The 18,860-nt window shown below is 71.3% G+C and carries 17 protein-coding genes; 6 read left to right on the top strand and 11 right to left on the bottom strand.

Annotated features, from left to right (window positions below; genetic code table 11):
• Positions 1 to 46: 46 nt before the first annotated feature.
• Entirely contained in the window at positions 47 to 343 is a 297-nt protein-coding gene (gatC, locus tag ACFQU3_RS15815; protein ID WP_385911438.1) for an Asp-tRNA(Asn)/Glu-tRNA(Gln) amidotransferase subunit GatC, read from the bottom strand.
• 157 nt (positions 344 to 500) lie between these two features.
• On the opposite strand from gatC, the gene ACFQU3_RS15810 reads away from it, so the two are divergent.
• The gene (locus ACFQU3_RS15810; protein WP_385911436.1) at positions 501 to 1,022 is read left to right on the top strand and encodes a hypothetical protein; all 522 of its coding nucleotides are present in this window, start codon (positions 501 to 503) and stop codon (positions 1,020 to 1,022) included.
• A gap of 91 nt (positions 1,023 to 1,113) precedes the next feature.
• Here ACFQU3_RS15810 and ACFQU3_RS15805 read toward each other — a convergent pair whose 3' ends face one another.
• From ACFQU3_RS15805 to ligA, 6 genes are all read right to left on the bottom strand, one after another.
• Entirely contained in the window at positions 1,114 to 2,133 is a 1,020-nt protein-coding gene (locus ACFQU3_RS15805; RefSeq protein WP_385911434.1) for a branched-chain amino acid ABC transporter permease, read from the bottom strand.
• The gene (locus tag ACFQU3_RS15800; protein ID WP_385911432.1) at positions 2,130 to 2,999 is read right to left on the bottom strand and encodes a branched-chain amino acid ABC transporter permease; all 870 of its coding nucleotides are present in this window, start codon (positions 2,997 to 2,999) and stop codon (positions 2,130 to 2,132) included. Before ACFQU3_RS15800 ends, ACFQU3_RS15805 begins: the two co-directional genes overlap by 4 nt.
• A gap of 103 nt (positions 3,000 to 3,102) precedes the next feature.
• Positions 3,103 to 4,347 (bottom strand): ABC transporter substrate-binding protein, encoded by a 1,245-nt coding sequence (locus ACFQU3_RS15795; RefSeq protein ID WP_385911430.1) that lies wholly within the window; start codon positions 4,345 to 4,347, stop codon positions 3,103 to 3,105.
• 133 nt (positions 4,348 to 4,480) lie between these two features.
• Positions 4,481 to 5,269 (bottom strand): ABC transporter ATP-binding protein, encoded by a 789-nt coding sequence (locus tag ACFQU3_RS15790; protein ID WP_385911428.1) that lies wholly within the window; start codon positions 5,267 to 5,269, stop codon positions 4,481 to 4,483.
• Positions 5,262 to 6,026 carry an ABC transporter ATP-binding protein gene (locus ACFQU3_RS15785; RefSeq protein ID WP_385911426.1) on the bottom strand — a complete coding sequence of 255 codons (765 nt, stop codon included), beginning with the start codon at positions 6,024 to 6,026 and terminating at the stop codon, positions 5,262 to 5,264. The genes ACFQU3_RS15790 and ACFQU3_RS15785 overlap by 8 nt, the downstream gene beginning before the upstream one ends.
• Positions 6,027 to 6,237: 211 nt before the next feature.
• Positions 6,238 to 8,424 carry an NAD-dependent DNA ligase LigA gene (gene ligA / locus ACFQU3_RS15780; RefSeq protein WP_385911424.1) on the bottom strand — a complete coding sequence of 729 codons (2,187 nt, stop codon included), beginning with the start codon at positions 8,422 to 8,424 and terminating at the stop codon, positions 6,238 to 6,240.
• 128 nt (positions 8,425 to 8,552) lie between these two features.
• Between ligA and ACFQU3_RS15775 the strand changes: the two genes are divergently transcribed.
• The gene (locus ACFQU3_RS15775) at positions 8,553 to 10,064 is read left to right on the top strand and encodes a long-chain fatty acid--CoA ligase (protein WP_385911422.1); all 1,512 of its coding nucleotides are present in this window, start codon (positions 8,553 to 8,555) and stop codon (positions 10,062 to 10,064) included.
• Positions 10,065 to 10,259: 195 nt separating this feature from the next.
• The gene (locus tag ACFQU3_RS15770; protein ID WP_385911420.1) at positions 10,260 to 11,489 is read left to right on the top strand and encodes an Ig-like domain-containing protein; all 1,230 of its coding nucleotides are present in this window, start codon (positions 10,260 to 10,262) and stop codon (positions 11,487 to 11,489) included.
• A gap of 62 nt (positions 11,490 to 11,551) precedes the next feature.
• Here the strand turns inward: ACFQU3_RS15770 and ACFQU3_RS15765 are convergent, their stop codons facing one another.
• Entirely contained in the window at positions 11,552 to 12,532 is a 981-nt protein-coding gene (locus ACFQU3_RS15765) for a methionine synthase (protein ID WP_385911418.1), read from the bottom strand.
• Positions 12,533 to 12,683: 151 nt separating this feature from the next.
• On the bottom strand, positions 12,684 to 13,328 hold the full coding sequence (locus ACFQU3_RS15760; RefSeq protein WP_385911416.1) for a hypothetical protein: 645 nt from the start codon (positions 13,326 to 13,328) through the stop codon (positions 12,684 to 12,686).
• Positions 13,329 to 13,424: 96 nt separating this feature from the next.
• Between ACFQU3_RS15760 and ACFQU3_RS15755 the strand changes: the two genes are divergently transcribed.
• Positions 13,425 to 14,312: a GNAT family N-acetyltransferase gene (locus ACFQU3_RS15755; protein ID WP_385911414.1), complete on the top strand. Its 888-nt coding sequence runs from the start codon at positions 13,425 to 13,427 to the stop codon at positions 14,310 to 14,312.
• A gap of 84 nt (positions 14,313 to 14,396) precedes the next feature.
• On the opposite strand, the gene mnmA is transcribed toward ACFQU3_RS15755, so the two are convergent.
• A complete protein-coding gene (gene mnmA, locus ACFQU3_RS15750) occupies positions 14,397 to 15,503 on the bottom strand; it encodes a tRNA 2-thiouridine(34) synthase MnmA (protein WP_385911413.1) in 1,107 nt (368 codons plus the stop codon).
• Positions 15,500 to 16,690 (bottom strand): cysteine desulfurase family protein, encoded by a 1,191-nt coding sequence (locus ACFQU3_RS15745; protein WP_385911411.1) that lies wholly within the window; start codon positions 16,688 to 16,690, stop codon positions 15,500 to 15,502. The genes mnmA and ACFQU3_RS15745 overlap by 4 nt, the downstream gene beginning before the upstream one ends.
• A gap of 173 nt (positions 16,691 to 16,863) precedes the next feature.
• On the opposite strand from ACFQU3_RS15745, the gene ACFQU3_RS15740 reads away from it, so the two are divergent.
• Both ACFQU3_RS15740 and ACFQU3_RS15735 read left to right on the top strand, forming a co-directional pair.
• Positions 16,864 to 18,384: a S8 family serine peptidase gene (locus ACFQU3_RS15740; RefSeq protein WP_385911409.1), complete on the top strand. Its 1,521-nt coding sequence runs from the start codon at positions 16,864 to 16,866 to the stop codon at positions 18,382 to 18,384.
• Positions 18,385 to 18,438: 54 nt separating this feature from the next.
• On the top strand, positions 18,439 to 18,860 hold a 422-nt coding region (locus ACFQU3_RS15735), incomplete at its 3' end, for a hypothetical protein (RefSeq protein WP_385911407.1).

Genomic DNA, 18,860 nt, shown 5'->3' with positions numbered 1-18,860 from the left:
ATGCCGGGTGCTCGGCCCGACGGCATACGCAGGCAGCCGCGGTGGCTCAGTCCTCGTCGAGGATGCGCGGCACGGAGAAGCGCTGCTGCTCGGCCTCGGGGGCGCCGGCGAGCGCGGCCTCGGCGCCGAGGCTCGGACGCACCACGTCGGGGCGGGTCACGTTGGTCAGCGGCATCGGGTGCGACATCGGGGCCACGCCGTCGGTCGGGGCCTGCTGGACCTTGGCCACGGACTCGAGGATGACCGCGAGCTCACCCACCATGCGGTCGAGCTCGGCGTCGGAGAGCTCGATGCGGGCGAGGCCGGCCAAGTGGGCTACGTCTTCGCGGGACAGGGAGGACATGCGGGCCAGTCTATGGGGCCGACGGAACCGAACCGACCACGCGCTCGAGTGGCCGATGCGGTCGAACCCGGGCGGACCGGGGCGTGTCTTGGGACCGGGTTCGCTCGTTGGGCACGGCAGAGCCACGACCGGTACGGGACAGCCAAGGAGACCCTCGATGACGAGCCCCGCCAGCACGACGAAGACCACGCCCCCCGATGGGGCCGCCACCGCGGAACAGCCCACGGCGGGTGAGCCCACGGGCAAGCCCGCGAGTGAGCCCACAAGCCGGGCGACGAGTGAGCCGACGGACCGGGCCGCGGCCAAGGCCGAGACCGGCCGCCGTTCACCCGACCTGCGCGCCGGCGCGCGCCGGGCTGCGTCCCTGACAGTGGCGGGCATCGCCCGCGTGCGCACCGTGCTCGGTGAGCTCGTGTGGTTCGCCTGCCTGCTCGCGGCGACGGCGCTGCTGCTGGGTGCGGTGCTCGTCGTGCTCGAGGCGAACACCCGAAACGCGCTCGTCGAAGCGGTCCTGCGGGCCGCCGACTGGGCCGACCTGGGGGTCTTCAGCCGCAATGCCGGGGTCAAGCAGTTCACCGGTGACGGCGCCGTCGTCAAGAACGCTGTCGTCAACTGGGGTCTCGGAGCAGTCGCCTGGCTCGTCGTCGGCCGCGTCGCCCGCCGCCTCCTCACCCCCTGACGTCGCCCCTGCCCCGAGGCAGCCCCTGCCGGGTCGATGTATTCGCGTTCGCTGGAACAGCACGCGAATACATCGACCCGCCCGGGGGCAGTCAGCTGCGCGGCCTGCGGCGCCGGTCGAGCACGCGGCGGCGCAGCACGTTGCGGCCCGTACCCCAGATGCCGTGGCGGAACAGCAGGACGATGACCACGAAGATCGTCCCGGTGATGAGGCCGATGCCCTCGAAGCCCGAACTCGCGAGGTAGTCCTCCAGGGTCACCACGACGCCGGCGCCGGCCAAGCCGCCCCACAGGGTGCCGATGCCGCCGAGCACCGTGACGAGCACGACCTTGCCCGACGTCGTCCACATCAGCTCCTGGAGCGAGGCGAACTGGTGGCTGATGGCGAAGACGCCACCCGCGAGGCCCGCGAGGCCGGCCGAGATGACGAACGCCTTGATCTTGTACCTCTCAACGTCGTAGCCGAGCGCGCGGGCGCGGGCCGGGTTGTCGCGCACGGCCGTCAGCACACGCCCGAAGGGCGAGTTGACGACCCGCCAGGCGACGAGCACGCCGAGGAGGACCAGAGCGGCGCCGACGTAGTAGAAGTAGAACGGGTCCGTCTCGACGGGCTCGATGCCGAAGAAGCTCCTGGGGATGCCCTGCAGGCCGTTCTCGCCACCGGTCAGCTCACGGGCCTGGTTGGCGATGAAGTAGAGCATCTGCGCGAACGCGAGGGTGACCATCGCGAAGTAGATGCCGGTGCGCCGCACCGACAGGTAGCCGATGGGCCACGCGATGACCATCGAGAAGACGGCGCCACCCAGGACGGCGACGGGGAACGGCACTCCCCAGTGGGTCGCGATGAGGCCGGTGCAGTACGCCGAGCCACCCCAGAACGCCGCGTGCCCGAAGCTGAGCAGGCCGGTGAAGCCGAGAAGCAGGTCGACGCTGATGGCGAAGAGCCCCCAGCAGAGGATGTCCATCGCGACCGGCGGGTAGATCCAGTACGGCAGCAGCACCGCGACGACGAGACCGCCGAGCAGCATGACGTAGCGCAGGGGGCTCCGCCGCGACAGGATCGAGGGCTGGGCCAGGTCGACGTCCACCTTGGCGGTCAGCTGCTCGCTCATGCGACCTCCTCCCGTCCGAAGAGCCCCGAGGGCCGGACGAGGACGACGAGCGCCATGAGCACGAAGATGACGATCTGGGCGTACGTGGGTGCGTAGGCGATGCCATAGGCCTCGACGAGCCCGACGAGGAATCCCGCGACCACCGCCCCGAGGATGCTGCCGAGGCCGCCGATGACGACGACCGCGAACAGGATGATGATGAAGTTGCTGCCCATCTCCGCCGTGATCGCGCGCGTCGGCGCCGCGAGGACACCCGCCAGGCCCGCCAGCGCGATGCCGAAGCCGAAGACCGGCGTCACCCAGCGGCCGACGTCGATGCCCAGGGCTCGCGTGCGCTCGGGCGCCTCTGTCGCCGCCCGCACGATCATCCCGATCCGCGTCCTCGTCAGGGCCAGGCCCACGCCCACGCACACGACGACCGAGAACAGGCACGCGAAGATCGCGTAGACCGACAGGTTGACACTGCCGATGCCGACCTGGCCGCCGAGCCCGGCCGGCACCTCGTAGGGGAGGCCGGAGACGCCGTAGCGCTGCTTGACCGCCTCGACGAGGATCAGGGTCAGGCCGAAGGTCAGCAGGAAGTTGTAGAGCGGGTCGAGCGCGAGGAGCCAGCGCACGAGCAGCCGCTCCATGAGGACACCGAAGCCGAACATGAGGATCGGCACGACGAGCAGCGCGACCCAGAACCCGACGTGCAGCTCGGCGAGGAGCACCGCGGAGATGACGGCACCGAGCATGTAGCAGGCGCCGTGGGAGAAGTTGACGACACCGAGGACGCCGAAGATGACGGCGAGGCCGAGCGCCGACAGGGCGTAGAAGCCTCCGGCGGCGAGCCCCTGGAGGGTGTACTGGATGAATTCGCTCATGTCTCTCGCTCGGTTCGCGGTCGATCAGGCAGGCACGCCCCGGCGCCGTATGCCGTCCGGCGCGGCCTGGTGGGGGCGGCCGGACGGCGTTCGGGCTGGGAGGTCAGCTCATCGAGCAGGCGGGGTTGGCATCGCCGTACGCCTCGGCGGCCGGGATGGTCTTGACGATGTCCTCGTAGTCCCACTCCTCGGGCGCGGAGCTCTTGACCTTCGCGAGGTAGACGTCGTGGGTCACGGCGTGGTCGGCCTTGCGGACCTCGCCGTTGCGCAGGAACACGTCGTTGATCTTCTTGCCCTCGAGCGTGCCGACGACCTTGTCCGCGTCGTCGGTGCCGGCCGTCTGGACGGCCTCGAGGTAGTTCAGCGCGGCCGAGTAGTTGGCGGCGTGCGCGAAGGACGGACGCGTGTTCGTCTTCTGCTTGAACCGGTCGGCCCACTTCTTGTTCTGCTCGTCGAAGTTCCAGTACCACGCGTCGGTGAACTGCGTGCCGGCGAACTGGTCGACGCCCAGGGAGTGGATGTCGGTGATGAACATCAGGCCGACGGCGAGCTGGACCTTGCCCTTGAGCGGGCTCTGGTTGAACTGCTTGACGAAGTTGATGAGGTCGCCGCCGGCGTGCATCGAGCCGACGACCTTCGGGCTGCCCACACCGGCCTTCGTGATGAAGGTCGCGAAGTTGTCGCTCGGGAACGGCGAGGCGATCGACTGCCCGACGGAGCCGCCGGCACCGGTGACCTCCTTGGTGAACGACTTATTCATGTCCTGCCCGAACGCGTAGTCGGGGTAGACGATGTTCCAGGAGGTGCCGCCCTCCTTCGTGATCGTGCCGGCGGTGCCGCGCGCGAGGACGGCGGTGTTGTACGCCCAGTGGAAGGTGTACCTGTTGCACTTCTCGCCGGTGAGGGCCGTCGTGCCGGCACCGATGTTGATGTACAGCTTCTTCTTGTTCGCCGCCTGGGTCGCCACGGCGAGCGCAGCGGCGGAGTTCGGCACGTCGAGGATGATGTCGGCCTTCTGCCGGTCGTACATCTCCTGCGCCTTGGAGTTGGCGATGTCGGCCTTGTTCTGGTGGTCGGCCGTGACCACCTCGACGGTCTTCGCGACGGCCTTGTCGCCGTACTTGGCCTTGTAGTCCTCGATGGCGAGCTCGATGGCCGTCTTCGAGTTGGGGCCGGAGAGGTCCTTGTAGACGCCGGACTGGTCGTTGATCAGGCCGATGACGACCTTGTCGTCGGTGAGCTTGCTCGAGCCGCCTGACTGCGGGCCGCCGGCGCCGCCGCACGCGGCGAGCGCGAGAGAGGCGGTCGCGGCGATCGCGACCGAGCCCTGGACTGTCCTGCTTCGCATGTCCCCTCCTGGGGTTGTGACGGGGTGTGACGAGATGTGACGGGTGTGCGGGTGTGACGAGAGGTCGGGTGCGTTGGGCCGACGCGTGCTGGCGTGTGCTGCGGCGGCCACGGGTCGGCCGGACGGCGGGGGCTCACATCCCGAGATACGTGAGCAGCTCGCCCTCGCGAGCCCTGAAGTCGTCGTTGCCGAGGTGCTCGACGACCTGTCCCTGTGCGAGCAGGTAGTGCCGGTCGGCGACGGTAGAGGCGAACTTCACGTTCTGCTCGACGAGGAGCACGCCGACCCCCTGGCCCTTGATCTCGCGGATGATCTCGCCGATGCGCTGGACGATGACGGGCGCGAGGCCCTCGCTCGGCTCGTCGAGCAGCAGCAGGCGCGAGCCCATCCGCAGGACCCGGGCCATCGCGAGCATCTGCTGCTCGCCGCCCGAGAGCCTCGTGCCGGGAAAGTCGCGGCGTTCGTGAAGGACCGGGAAGAACTCGTAGACCCGCTCGAGGGGCCACGCGTCCGGGTGGACGACCGGTGGCAGCAGGAGGTTCTCGCCGACCGTGAGGCTCGCATAGATGCCGCGGTCGTCGGGCACCCAGCCGATGCCGGCCCGGGCCCGGGCATCGGCGGACCGCTTGCCGAGGTCGGCGCCGTCGAGCGTGACGGCGCCCTCGGTCTGGCGGTGCAGGCCCATGACGGAGCGCAGCAGCGTCGTCTTGCCGGCGCCGTTGCGGCCGACGAGGGTGACCACCTCGCCCGGACCGACGTCGATGGTGACGTCCGACAGGACGCGGGCCTCGCCGTACCAGGCGGACAGGCCGGCCACCTCGAGCATCGGCGAGCGGCGCTCCGGCGCAGGGGCGTTCGCCGTCGCGGTCGTGGCGCCGGCGGCGCGACCCGTGCTCCGGGCGCTGGCCGTGTCGTCAGTCATGGGTTGCTCCGAGGTATGCCGTGATGACCCGCTCGTCGGCGCGCACCTGCTCGTAGGGCCCCTCCGCGAGCACCTGTCCGGACTGGAGCACGGTGACCTGGTCGGCGAGGGAGCCGACGACGTGCATGTTGTGGTCGACGAACACGACCGTGCGTCCGACGGAGAGCTGCTTGACGAGCGCGATGGTGCGGTCGACGTCCTCGATGCCCATGCCGGCGGTGGGCTCGTCGAGCAGGAGCAGCTTCGGGTCGAGCGCCATCGCGATGGCCAGCTCGAGCGCGCGCTTCTGGCCGTAGGCGAGCGAGGACGCGGGCGCTCCGGCGCGGTCGGCGAGCCCGACCTGCTCGAGCAGGTCCATCGCCCGGTTCCGGAACACCGACAGGCGGGTGACCGAGCGCCACCACTGCTTCCCCATGCCGGTCGGGCTGGCGAGTGCGAGCTCGAGGTGCTCGGCCAGGCTCATGGCCTCGAAGAGGCTCGTGATCTGGAAGGAGCGGGCGATGCCGAGCGGGGCGATCTGCTCGGGCGCGCGACCGGTGATGTCCTGACCGTCGAAGAGCACGGTGCCCGAGGTCGGTGACAGGAACCCGGTGAGGAGGTTGAACAGCGTGGTCTTGCCTGCGCCGTTGGGCCCGACCAGGGCATGGACCGTGCCCCGCGCGACCGACAGGTCGACGTCCGAGACGGCCCGGAAACCTCGGAACTCCTTGGTCAGGGCTCGGGTCTCGAGCAACGGGGTACCCGTCAAGACCTGCACCTCCTCGTGCGTCGCGCTGAGTCAGCGATTCGCCGACCTGGCGGGCGGCGTCGTCTCCGTCGGTGGTTCCGTCGGTGGAACCGGAAACTTCGGGCAAGCCTAGGAGGGCGGCACGGCGAAAGGACGGTGGGGACCCACACACCTGCCGCGGTTCTGTGGGGTGGGCACACATGAGCGCGTGCACGGCGCGGTCGGTCGGGTCCGGTCGGGGTCAGTCGGGCGAGCCCGTCTCGAGGAGCCGGCGGAAGCCGTCCTCGTCGAGGACCGTCAGCCCGAGCTCCTCGGCCTTCGCCGCCTTGGAGCCGGCGTTGGCACCGACGACGACGAAGTCGGTGCTCTTCGAGACGGACCCGGCGGCCTTGCCGCCGCGGCTGATGATCGCCTCCTTCGTCTCGTCGCGCGAGAAGCCATCGAGCGAGCCGGTGACGACCACCGTCTTGCCCTCGAGCGTGCGCGGCGCCGACGCGTCGACCTCGTCGACCATCCGCACCCCGGCGGCCGCCCAGCGCTCGACGATCTCGACGTGCCAGTCGACCTTGAACCACTCGATGACGGCGTCGGCGATGACGCCTCCGACGCCCTCGACATGCGCCAGCTCCTCGCGACTCGCGGCGCGGATGGCGTCCATCGAGCCGAAGTGGCTGGCGAGCGCGCGGGCCGCGGTGGGGCCGACGTGGCGGATCGAGAGGGCGACGAGCACGCGCCAGAGTGGCTGTGACTTCGCCTTCTCGAGCTCGGCGAGGAGCACCTCGGTGTTGGCGCGCGGCTTCGACGGCGTCTTCGCGGTGGGCTTGGTGAAGAAGTAGAGCTCCTGCTGCCACGGACCCGGCACGCCCTTGACCTTGCGCCGCCGCCACACCCGCACGTCACGCAGGTCGTCGGGCGTCAGGTCGAACAGGCCTGCCTCGCCAGGCAGCACCGGGGTGGCGGGCGGCTCCGTCGCGTCGTCGGGCCTGTCGAGCTCGGGGTCGGTGAGCGCGATCGCCGCCTCCCAGCCGAGGGCCTCGATGTCGAGGGCGCCCCGCGAGGCAAGGGCGAAGACGCGCTCTCGCAGCTGACTCGGGCACGTGCGGGAGTTCGGGCAGCGGATGTCCTTGTCACCCTCCTTCTCCGGCGCGAGAGGCGTGCCGCAGGCCGGGCACTCCGTCGGCATGACGAACGCCCTCTCTGTGCCGTCGCGCAGGTCGACGACGGGCCCGACGATCTCGGGGATGACGTCGCCGGCCTTGCGCAGCACCACGGTGTCGCCGATGAGCACACCCTTGCGCTCCACCTCGTACGGGTTGTGCAGCGTGGCCTGCTCGACGGTGGAGCCCGCGACGACGACCGGCTCCATGACGCCGTAGGGGGTGACCCGGCCGGTGCGGCCCACGTTGACCCGGATGTCGAGGAGCCTGGTGTTGACCTCCTCGGGCGGGTACTTGAACGCGATGGCCCACCGCGGCGCACGCGACGTCGAGCCGAGCTGGCGCTGGAGCGGCACCTCGTCGACCTTGACGACGATGCCGTCGATCTCGTGCAGGCGGTCGTGCCGGTGCTCACCGTGGTGGGTGACGAACGCCTCGACGTCGGCGACGTCGTCGAGCACGCGGAACTCGGCGGAGGTCGGCAGACCCCAAGCCTGAAGGGCCGCGTACGCACCGCTCTGCCGCTCGACCTCGAAGCCCCTTCTGGCGCCGACGCCGTGCACGAGCATCTGCAGCGGGCGCGAGGCGGTGATCTTCGGGTCCTTCTGGCGCAGTGAGCCGGCGGCCGCGTTGCGGGGGTTCGCGAACGGCGCCTTGCCGGCCTCGACGAGGCTCGCGTTGAGGTCGGCGAAGGCTGCCGTCGGGAAGAACACCTCACCGCGGATCTCGACGAGGTCGGGCACACCGTCGCCGGTCAGGCGCTCGGGGATGCCGCGGATGGTGCGCACGTTGTTCGTGACGTCCTCCCCCGTGCGGCCGTCGCCCCGGGTGAGCGCGCGGACCAGCCGGCCGCCCTCGTAGAGCAGGTTGACGGCGAGCCCGTCGATCTTCAGCTCGCACAGGTAGTGCGCGCCCGCACCGACCTCGCGCTCCACCCGCTCGGCCCAGGCACGCAGCTCCTCGAACGAGAACGCGTTGTCGAGGCTCAGCATGCGCTCGAGGTGGTCGACGGTCGCGAAACCGGTCGCGAACGCGGCGCCACCGACGTTCTGGGTCGGGCTCTCGGGCGTGCGCAGCGACGGGTACTGCTCCTCGAGCCTGTTGAGCCGACGGATGAGCTGGTCGTACTCGCCGTCGCTGATCGTGGGGGCGTCCTTGACGTGGTAGGCGAACTGGGCCGTGCCGGCCTGCTCGGCGAGGTCGGCCCACTCCTGGTGGGCCTCGCTCGGGACGTCGTCGGTGACGGGCGTGGGGCTGCTGCTCTCGCTCACGCGCTCATCCTGCCAGCCACCCCCGACCCTCACGGATCGATGACGCTCGTCACGTCGTGGCAGGTCTGTTCAGCGGCCGGACCAGCGGTGACAATGGGCCCGAGCCCGCCCGCTGCAAAGGAGCAGAGATGACCAACCTCGCCGCCAACCTGGTCGTGACCGCGGCACGCGTTCCCGACAAGGTCGGCATCAAGCTCGACCAGCTCGAGGTGACGTGGTCGGCACTGCACCGCGCCGCGGCCGCCGTGGCGGGGCAGCTGCGCGCCGCCGGTCTCGAGCCCGGTGACCGGGTCTCGCTCATCCTGCCCAACGTGCCGGCGTACCCGATCGCCTTCTACGGCACCCTGCTCGCGGGTGGCATCGTCGTGCCGATGAACCCGCTGCTGAAGTCCGGGGAGATCCAGTACTTCTACGAGGACAGCGGTGCGCGCTTCAGCTTCGTGTGGCCCGACTTCGCCGACGAGGCGGGCAAGGCGGCGGCGGAGACCGGCACGCGACTGGTCGTGTGCGGTCCGATGGGCCCAGCCGACGGCCAGTTCGACGCCTCCGAGACCGGGGGCGCCCCCGTGACCGAGCCGGTCGAGCGCGCCGACGACGACACCGCGGTGATCCTCTACACGAGCGGCACGACGGGCAAGCCCAAGGGCGCCGAGCTGACCCACTTCAACCTGCACCGCAACGCCGAGCGCTCCGCCGCGGACATCATGCAGATCACGCAGGACGACGTGATCATGGGCTGCCTGCCCCTCTTCCACGTCTTCGGCCTGACCTGCGGGCTCAACACGTCGGTGCAGCAGGGCTGCACCCTGACGCTCATCCCCCGCTTCGACCCCGCGAAGGCGATCGAGGTGCTCGGCCGCGACCGCGTGACGATCTTCCAGGGCGTCCCGACGATGTACGCCGCGATCCTCAACCACCCGAACGCCGACCAGGCCGACACGAGCACCCTGCGCACCTGCGCGTCGGGCGGGTCCGCGATGCCCGAGGCCGTCATGAAGGCGTTCGAGGAGAAGTTCCACTGCCAGATCCTCGAGGGGTACGGGCTGTCCGAGACCTCGCCGGTCGCCTCGTTCAACATGCCGGACAAGCCGACGAAGCCAGGCACGATCGGGCGGGCCATCCCCGGCTGCGAGATGAAGCTCGTCGACCTCGAGGGCAACGACACTCCCGCCGGCGAGATCGGCGAGATCGCGATCCGCGGCGAGAACATCATGAAGGGCTACTGGAACCGCCCCGAGGCGACCCAGGAGGCCATCCCGGACGGCTGGTTCCGCTCCGGAGACCTCGCGACCGTCGACGACGAGGGCTACTACACGATCGTGGACCGCAAGAAGGACATGATCATCCGCGGCGGCCTCAACGTGTACCCGCGCGAGGTCGAGGAGGTGCTCTACACGCACCCCGACGTGCTCGAGGCCGCCGTCGTCGGCGTCCCCGACGAGCTCATGGGCGAGGAGGTCGGCGCCGCCGTCGTCTTCCGTCCCGGGTCGACCGCGACCCTCGACGACGTCCAGACGTTCGTCAAGGAGCGGCTGGCGGCCTACAAGTACCCCCGCCGCATGTGGACGCTCGATGAGCTCCCTAAGGGCCCGACCGGCAAGATCCTCCGGCGGGAGGTGCGTCCGAGGAACGCATCCTGAACCCCCGCTGAGGACGACGCGGAGGAGTCCTCGGGCACGCTCGAGCACGCGGCGACACGCTGACGGTTTGGACTCGCCGTCCGTTTTGGAGTATCGACCCCCTTTCGGCGACACTTGGGCGGGGTCACTATCGACGCGCCGCACCCCGACCCGCCCTGGGTCGCCCGGCGTCGCGTCTGCGAAGGGTATTCACGCGTGAAGTTGAGCATCCGTTCCGCCGCAGTCTCGGGGATGGCCGTCCTGGCCATGCTCGGCGCCACGGCCTGCAACGCCACGGCCACGGCCGACAACGGCGCGCAGACCGCTTCGTCCGCCGGCTCCGGCGAGACCACGACGCAGGCTCCCACGCCGACGACCGACCCGGTCGTCTTCACGACGACGCCCGACGACGACGCCGAGGACGTGGCGGTCGACACCCGCGTCACGGCGTCCGCCGAGAAGGGCACGCTCACCAAGGCCTCGCTCTCCTACAAGAGCAAGAGGGGCAACAAGATCAAGGTCGACGGCACGCTCAAGGGCGGCACGTGGACCGCGGACGACCTGCTAGAGCCGGGGGTCAAGTACACCCTCGTCATGGAGGCGACCGACTCCGACGGCAAGACGGCCGAGTCGAAGAAGACGTTCCGCACGGCCGACCTCACGCTCGACGAACAGGTCTACGTGGCGGTGTCGCCGCGCGACGGCGGCACGGTCGGCATCGGCATGCCCGTCGTCATCCGCTTCGACCTGCCCGTCGTCGACAAGGCGAGCTTCGAGAAGCACATGAAGGTCACCTCGACGCCCGCGCAGGCCGGCTCCTGGTACTGGCTGTCGTCACGCGAGGCGCACTGGCGCCCCAAGACGTACTGGAAGGCCGGCACGAAGGTGCACGTCGAGGCCGACCTCAACGGCGTCCCTGCAGGCGGCGGCCGCTGGGGCGAGCAGTCCCGCACGTCCGACTTCACGATCGGCCGCGCGCTCGTCGCCAAGGTCAACCTCAAGACGCACCAGATGGACGTCTTCATCAACGGCAGGTGGACGAAGCGCATCCCCGTCACCGGCGGCCAGCCCGGGTTCATCACGCGCTCCGGCGTCAAGGTCATCATGGACAAGCAGACCAACATCACGATGCGTGCGGAGACGATCGGCCTCAAGGAGGGCGACGACGGGTACTACGAGGACACCCCGGTCAAGTACGCCATGCGCGTGACGAACTCCGGCGAGTTCCTCCACACCGCCCCGTGGTCGGTCAAGGACCAGGGCCACCGCAACGTGAGCCACGGCTGCACGGGCATGAGCGACGCCAACGGCAAGTGGCTCTACGAGCAGACGCGCATCGGTGACGTCGTCGAGACCACCGGCACGAACCGCCCGATGACGATGGGCAACGGCTACGCAGACTGGAACCTCGGCTGGACGACGTGGAAGGCGGGCTCCGCGCTCTGACGCGGTCCGCACACGACGTGAGGCCGGTCACCCTGCACGGGTGGCCGGCCTTGTCCGTCGGTTCAGTCGGCGCTTCGTTCGTCGAGCTCGCGGCCGGTGTCGACGGCGGCGCCCTGGATGATGCGGGCCAGCTCGGGTGATGCGCCCGCGAGTCCGCAGGCCGGTGTGACGACGAGGTCGGCGAGGGATGCGAACGGCATCCCGATCCGGCGCCAGGCGTCGACGAGCCGGTCGGCGACGGCCTGCGGCCGTGTGAGGGATCCATCCGTCGGCACCGCTCCCGCATGCAGCCGTATGCCGTCCTCGACCGCCACGGCCAGGCCCTCCCACCCGCGTGGGCGCAGCAGGGACGTGTCGACCGACAGGGCGGACGGTCCGGCCGCGCGCAGGAGCGGCAACGGCGGGTCGGCGGCGCAGCAGTGCAGCACGGTCTCGCCGTCGTGGGCGGCGAGGACGGTCTTGAGCCCGGCCGCCGCCAGCTGCGGGTCGAGGCTCGGCAGCCGGCCGAAACCGGACGAGGTCGGCAGCCGCCCCGCCAGGACCGTGGGCAGCGACGGCTCGTCGACCTGCAGCACGATCTCGGCGCCGGGGACGAGCCGGCGCACGGAGGCGATGTGCACGCGTATGCCTTCGGCGAGCGACTCGACGAGGTCACGGCGGGCGCCTGCGTCAACCACGACACGCTCCCCGCGGGAGAGCCACACGTTCGCGCTGAGGGTCCAAGGGCCGACGACCTGCACCTTCAGCCTTCCGGCGTACCCGTCGAAGGCCTCGGCGAGCTCGTCGAGGTCCTCCCGCATGAACGCACCGGTGCGGTTGGCGTCGAGGCCGGGGCGGTCGACGAGCCGCCAACCGACGGGCTGGAGGTCGACGGGCATCTCGACGAGCAGACCCGCCGTGCGCCCGATCATGTCGGCGCCCGGGCCTCGTGCGGGCAGCTCCGGCAGGTAGGGCAGGTGGCCGTCGAGCAGCTCGCGGACCTGGGCGAGCGCCTCGCGGATGGAGGTGCCGGGCCAGGAGCCGATGCCGGTCGCGAGAGTCACCGGCCCAGCCTAGGCGGGTGCCGGAGGGCCCGTGGCACCGAGCCGCCAAGAGACGCAGCGGTCGCAGAGGTACGGCGAACGGAGGGTCGTCAGCGCGCCGGCCCCGGATCGCACCGCACCAGCGCGATGGAGACCCCGGCTGGTGTCACGGCTAGGAGCCGGCGAGCCCGTCGGCGGTGCCGGCCTCGCGCACCTGGAAGTACAGCGGCAGGTCCGGTCCCACGGCCGCGACGATCCGCGCCCGCACCGCGGCCACGTCGGCTCCGCTCTGGGCGCGGATCTCGTCCGCGCTGCTGTCGAGGGGAGCGATCCGTACGTGCAGCCCACCGGTGCGAGCGTCCGGGCCGTACCCCGCGATCATCGGGGAGCCCTCGGGAAGCCGCCGGATCGTGTCCATGGCGGCGAGCTGGTCGGCCAGCGAGTGTGGCACCTCCGTGATGCGGACGAGAGCCGGATGCGCTCGAGCCAGCTCGACCGCCCTCGCCCTCGTCGGGCCGTTTGCTGGTGACAGGTAGATCCCGACGCTCGACACGTCGCTGCAGAACGCCACTCCACTCGACTCGTCGGGATGCTCGTTGGCGACCTGCTGCAGCTCTTCTCCGAGCTGCGAGACCTGCGCGGAGATCGTGCCGCCCTGCCACCGTGGGGAGCCGTTCACGTCCACGTGCAGGCACTCACCGGGCACGCTCGTCGAGTCTGCGCCGGGCGTCCGGTCAGGGCTGCCGCACGCCCCCGTCGCTGCCACCGCGATCCCCGTCACCAACGCGACCAGCGCCGTCCTCGTCCCCTGTCCCATCGCCACAGTCTGCCGAGGGGTGACCCTGAGCGGGGCCGGAATCACGTGCATCGACCGGTCACGACTCGGACACGCGGGGCGGCTAGCGTGTCGCGGGTGACACGTCGAGACTTCGCCGGGCCCGATGACCTGCGCGCGATGCAGGACCTCGCCTCGCGCCTGTGGTCACCCACGAGCAGGTTCCACCCGGGGCAGCTCGCGTGGAGCCGGTACTACCGCCCGGTCGACCCGGCGGCCCTCGACGACGGTGAGGCCATCGCGATCTGGTCCGACGGCGACGAGACCGTGGGCTTCGGGTGGGCCGAGGCCCCCGACTGGCTGGAGCTGCAGGTCGACCCCGGACGTCCCGACGTCGCCGCCGAGCTGGTCGACTGGTTCGAGGAGGTGAGCGACGCAGAGAGCCAGTCCACCCTCGTCATGGAGGGCGATGTCGCCGAGAAGGCCCTCGCTGCAGCGGGATTCGTGCCGGACCCTGCGGCGCCGTGGTTCACCCACCACACCGTCGACCTCGCGGACCTGCTGCCGGTCCCCGACCTCGAGCGCTACCGCTTCCGCCACGTCGAACGCCACGAGGCCCGTGAACGCGCGGCGGTCCACGCCGCGTCGTGGTCGGACTTCGGACCGTCGAAGGTCGACGAGCGGGCCTACCGGCAGCTCATGGACGCGTGGCCCTACCGGCCCGATCTCGACTGGGTCGCGGTCGACGCGGAGGGCCGAATGGTGGCGTCCGTGCTCGTGTGGCTCGACGAGTCGCACGGCGCCGGTCTCGTCGAGCCCGTCGGCTGCGTGCCGGAGCACCGCGGGCGTGGCCTTGCCGGCGCCGTGACGCTGGCGGCGTTGCACCACCTGGCGACACTGGGTGGGACCGTGGCGCAGGTGAGCCCGCGCGGCGACGACGGCTACCCGGGACCGCAGCGCCTCTACCGCTCGCTGGGATTCAGGCCCCGCGCCCGCACCATCACCTGGACCAGATCCCTCACCTGACCGAGCCCAGCGCGGGTCGAGGTGGCTCCTGGCGGCCGGCCGCGACGGCATACCTCGACCCGCAGGCGCCAGGCAAAGACGGGCTCAGGGGACAGGGGTGCGCTCGAGGCGGGCCGCCGCGATCGTGGCAGACCCGACGACACGTGTGCCCTCGTAGAGCACGACGGACTGCCCGGGCGCCACGCCCCGGACGCGGCCCTCGAGGCGCACCTCGACACGGTCGCCGTCGGCCCAGGCCGAGGCGGCATGCTCCTCGCCGTGCGCGCGCACCTGCGCGCCGACGCGGACGACCCCCTCGGGCGCAGGCCCGCACCAGCGGGCGTGGTCGCCCGTGATGGCGTTGACGCCGAGCAGGTCGGCCGGGCCGACGACGACCTGGTTGCTCTCGGGTCGGACCTCGACGACGTAGCGCGGCCGGCCGTCGGCGCCGGGCCGCGAGAGGCCGAGCCCACGCCGCTGCCCCACGGTGTAGGCGAAGGCGCCCTCGTGGTGCCCCACGACCTCACCGCTCGGGTCGACGATCTCGCCCGGCGCCTCGCCGAGCTCGCGCGTCAGCCAGCCGCGGGTGTCACCGTCGGCGATGAAGCAGATGTCGTGGCTGTCGGGCTTCCTCGCGACGTAGAAGCCGCGCTCGGCGGCCTCCTCGCGGATGTGCGGCTTCGTCGTGTCGCCGAGCGGGAAGAACGACCGGGCGAGCTGCTCGGCGTCGAGCACACCGAGGACGTAGCTCTGGTCCTTCGCCGAGTCGACGGCGCGGTGCAGCTCCCGGCGCACTCCCCGATGCCCGTCGGACGTCTCGACGACCTGCGCGTAGTGCCCGGTGGCCACGGCGTCGAAGCCGAGGGCGAGGGCCTTGTCGAGCAGGGCCGCGAACTTGATCTTCTCGTTGCAGCGCAGGCACGGGTTGGGCGTGCGCCCGGCGGCGTACTCGGCGCGGAAGTCGTCGACGACGTCGCGCTTGAACCGGGCGGCCATGTCCCACACGTAGAACGGGATGCCCAGGACGTCGGCGACCCGACGGGCGTCGCCGGCGTCCTCGATGGTGCAGCAGCCGCGGGCCGACTCGCGCAGCGTCGCTGCGCTCTGGCTCAGCGCCAGGTGGACACCGACGACCTCGTGGCCGGCGTCGAGCATGCGGGCCGCGGCGACCGCCGAGTCGACGCCGCCGCTCATGGCTGCGACGATCCTCACGATGCGGTCGCCTCCCGCGCGCGGCGCGCCCGCTCGATGGCCGCGGGCAGCGCCTCGATGAAGGTGTCGACGTCGGCCTGTGTCGACGTGTGCCCCAGGGTCAGTCGCAGCGCGCCGCGCGCGTCGCTCTCGGGTACGCCCATGGCGAGCAGGACGTGGCTCGGCTGCGGCACGCCGGCCTGGCACGCGGAGCCCGTCGAGCACGAGACGCCGGCCGCATCGAGCAGGTAGAGCAGGGAGTCGCCATCGCAACCCGGCACGAGCAGGTGGGCGTTGCCCGGGAGACGACTCTGGCCGTCACCGCGTCGCCACCTGCCGCCGGGACGGATGTCGGGCGATATCGCCATGGCACGCTCGATGAGGTCGTCGCGCAGTCCCACGAGCCGGGCAGCCTCAAGCTCGACCGCCGCAGTGGCCTCGACGAGGGCCGCGGCGAAGCCGACGATCGCCGGGGTGTCGAGGGTGCCGGAGCGCACCTGGCGCTCCTGCCCTCCGCCGTGGCTCAACGGGACGAGCCTGGCCTCGCGGCGCACGACGAGCGCGCCGACGCCGATGGGGCCACCGAGCTTGTGCGCCGTCACCGACATGAGGTCCGCGCTGCTCGCGGCGAAGTCGACGGGCAGGTGGCCGACGGCCTGGACGGCGTCCGTGTGGAAGGGGACGTCGAACTCGTGCGCCACCTCGGCGATGGCCCGGACGTCCTGGACCGCGCCGACCTCGTTGTTGGCCCACATGACCGAGACGAGCGCGACCGACGCCGGGTCGGCCTCGATGGCGGCACGCACGCTGGCGGGCTCGACGACCCCCTCGGGCGTGCAGTCGAGCCAGGTCACCTTCGCGCCCTCGTGGGCGACGAGGAACTCGACACAGTCGAGGACGGCGTGGTGCTCGGTTGCGCCGACGAGCAGACGGACGCGCGTGGGGTCCCGGTCGCGGCGGGCCCAGTAGGTGCCCTTGACGGCGAGGTTGTCGGACTCGGTGCCCCCCGATGTGAAGACGACCTCCGAGGGCCGGGCGCCCAGGCAGCGGGCGATCTTCTCGCGGGACTCCTCGACCGCTCGACGCGCCGCCCGGCCGGTGCGGTGCAGTGACGACGCGTTGCCGACGACCGCGAGCTGCTCCGTCATCGCCGCGAGCGCGGCAGGGAGTATCGGCGTCGTCGCCGCGTGGTCGAGATAGGCAGTCACCCACCGATTCTAGGGCGCGTGGACAGGGGTGCCCGACCGTCGTGCACGCGGTCTTGGGGTGCGGCCCCGGGTGCGTCCGGCTACCGACCCGTAACCTCCGAGCGCCGCGCCTCGTTGGACGGGCACGTCGCCGCCCTCCACTGCAGTGGGGCGGCCCTGCAGAGAGGGAGCTCATGCGCTTGACCACGTCCCGCCGCCTCCGCCTCGGAGCGGTCACCCTGGCAGCCGCGACCGCGCTGACCACGGCCACCGTCGCAGCCGCCTCGCCGGCAGCGCCCGGACCCCAGTCGGATGGCCTGACCGGCACCGTCGGGGGCCTGCTCGGATCGTCCCAGGCCAAGGCCCCGCTGTCCGCGTGGCTCTCCGCGAGCTGGTCGAAGCTCTCCGCCGTCACCCCGACCACCGTCATGGTCCACGCGGCCGACGTCGCCACCGCCAAGCGGGCCGCCACGGCATCCGGGCTCGTCGTGCGCGACTCCTTCGACAAGATCGGCGTCGTCGTCGCCGCGGGTCTGCCCGTCCAGATCGACGCCGTGCGCTCGGCCTCCGGCGTCACCTACGTCGAGGGCAACGAGCCGATCGACCTGTTCCTCTCGACGTCCAACACCGCCACCCGCGGCTCAGAGGCGCGGGCGACGCTGACGGGGGCGAACGGCAAGGCCCTCGACGGCTCCGGTGTCAGCGTCGCGGTGATCGACTCCGGCGTCGACCCGACGCATCCTTTCCTGCGCAACGCCAACGGCAGCTCCGCCGTCGTCAAGAACCTCAAGATGGTCTGCGACCCGCTCGAGGTGCTCCCGTGCCAGCCCGTCGACGCCGGCAGCCTCGACACCGACCTGCTCGCCGCGGGCGGGCATGGCATGCACGTGTCGGGTATCGTCGCCGGACGCGACGTGACGCTCTCCGACGGCACGAAGATGCACGGCGCCGCCCCCGGCGCGAGCATCGTGAGCCTCGGCACCGGCGCGGTCCTGCTCATCGTCGGCGCCGACTCCGCCCTGAACTGGGTCCTGGAGAACCACGCCGCCCCCTGTGGCGCCGGCGTCCCGGCGAGCACCTGCCCGCCGATCAAGGTCACGAGCAACTCCTACGGCCCCTCTGGCGGCGGCGGGTTCGACCAGAACTCCGCCACGGTCAAGCTCCAGCGTGCACTCGTCAAGGAGGGCGTGGTCACGGTCTGGGCCAACGGCAACGACGGTGGCGACGGCTCCGAGAACCTCTCCAACCCGCCCGGCCAGGACCCGACCGGGGGCATCATCTCCGTCGCGTCGTACTTCGACCAGAACACCGGCACGCGGGGCGGCACCGTGAGCGATTTCAGCTCGCGGGGCAAGGCCGGCCAGTTCTCGACCTACCCCGACATCTCCGCTCCGGGTGAGGACATCACCTCCTCCTGCCGGGCCTACCTACCGATCTGCTCGACGGGCGGCGACCCCAGGGAGGCCGGCGACTACAACACGATCAGCGGCACGTCGATGGCGACGCCGCACATCTCCGGCATCGTCGCGCAGCTCTTCCAGGCGAACCCGAACGCCACCCCGGCCCAGGTCGAGTCCGCGATCAAGGCCACGGCGTACAAGTACGCCAACGGCGCCGCCTACGTGACCGACCCGGCCGGCAACGGGACGACGTCGTTCGACAAGGGCCACGGGCTCGTCGACGTCGTGGCAGCCGCGGCGGCGATCCGCCCCTGACGGCCGGCCCCGCCCGACCACACGCACGGGGCCGATCGACCTATGATCGGCCCCATGCGTGGCACGCACGAGGGCACCGGCCGGAGCCGCCTGCGTGCGCCCGCCGGCCACCGGGCCGTCTCGGCGCTCGCCTGCCCCGTCATCGGCTACTTCGTCGCACGCCTGGTCGTCCGCCTGGCGCCCTCCACGCCGACCGCCGTCACGTATGCCGTGTGCCTGGCCCTCGCGGTCGGGCTGGGCTGGCGTGCGTGGTCCGCCCGCGTGGACCTCGGGACGTCGAGCCTGCGCGTGCACAACACCCTCGCGACGACGCAGCTCGACCGGCGCGACGTCCGCCGTGTGTCGGCCTCGGGCCGCATCGAGTGGCGCCGTGACGACGGGCGCCCGGTGCGCCTGCCGTCGGAAGCCCTCCGCGGCGCATGGTGGACGTTCGGCACGGGCCGCGCCGCGTACGCCTTCAACCGCGAGCGGCTCGA

Origin of the sequence: Terrabacter sp. GCM10028922 (assembly GCF_042666095.1) — a bacterium.
GTDB lineage: Bacteria > Actinomycetota > Actinomycetes > Actinomycetales > Dermatophilaceae > Terrabacter.
This window is presented reverse-complemented; position numbering and strand designations above follow the sequence as displayed.

Bases quoted from the DNA above. Each gene is read 5' to 3' on its own strand.
- ACFQU3_RS15775 (WP_385911422.1), top strand. From the start codon at position 8,553: ATGACCAACCTCGCCGCCAACCTGGTCGTGACCGCGGCACGCGTTCCC.
- ACFQU3_RS15790 (WP_385911428.1), bottom strand. From the start codon at position 5,269: ATGACTGACGACACGGCCAGCGCCCGGAGCACGGGTCGCGCCGCCGGC.
- ACFQU3_RS15805 (WP_385911434.1), bottom strand. From the start codon at position 2,133: ATGAGCGAGCAGCTGACCGCCAAGGTGGACGTCGACCTGGCCCAGCCC.
- ACFQU3_RS15740 (WP_385911409.1), top strand. From the start codon at position 16,864: ATGCGCTTGACCACGTCCCGCCGCCTCCGCCTCGGAGCGGTCACCCTG.
- ACFQU3_RS15760 (WP_385911416.1), bottom strand. From the start codon at position 13,328: ATGGGACAGGGGACGAGGACGGCGCTGGTCGCGTTGGTGACGGGGATC.
- ACFQU3_RS15810 (WP_385911436.1), top strand. From the start codon at position 501: ATGACGAGCCCCGCCAGCACGACGAAGACCACGCCCCCCGATGGGGCC.
- gatC (WP_385911438.1), bottom strand. From the start codon at position 343: ATGTCCTCCCTGTCCCGCGAAGACGTAGCCCACTTGGCCGGCCTCGCC.
- ACFQU3_RS15800 (WP_385911432.1), bottom strand. From the start codon at position 2,999: ATGAGCGAATTCATCCAGTACACCCTCCAGGGGCTCGCCGCCGGAGGC.
- ACFQU3_RS15795 (WP_385911430.1), bottom strand. From the start codon at position 4,347: ATGCGAAGCAGGACAGTCCAGGGCTCGGTCGCGATCGCCGCGACCGCC.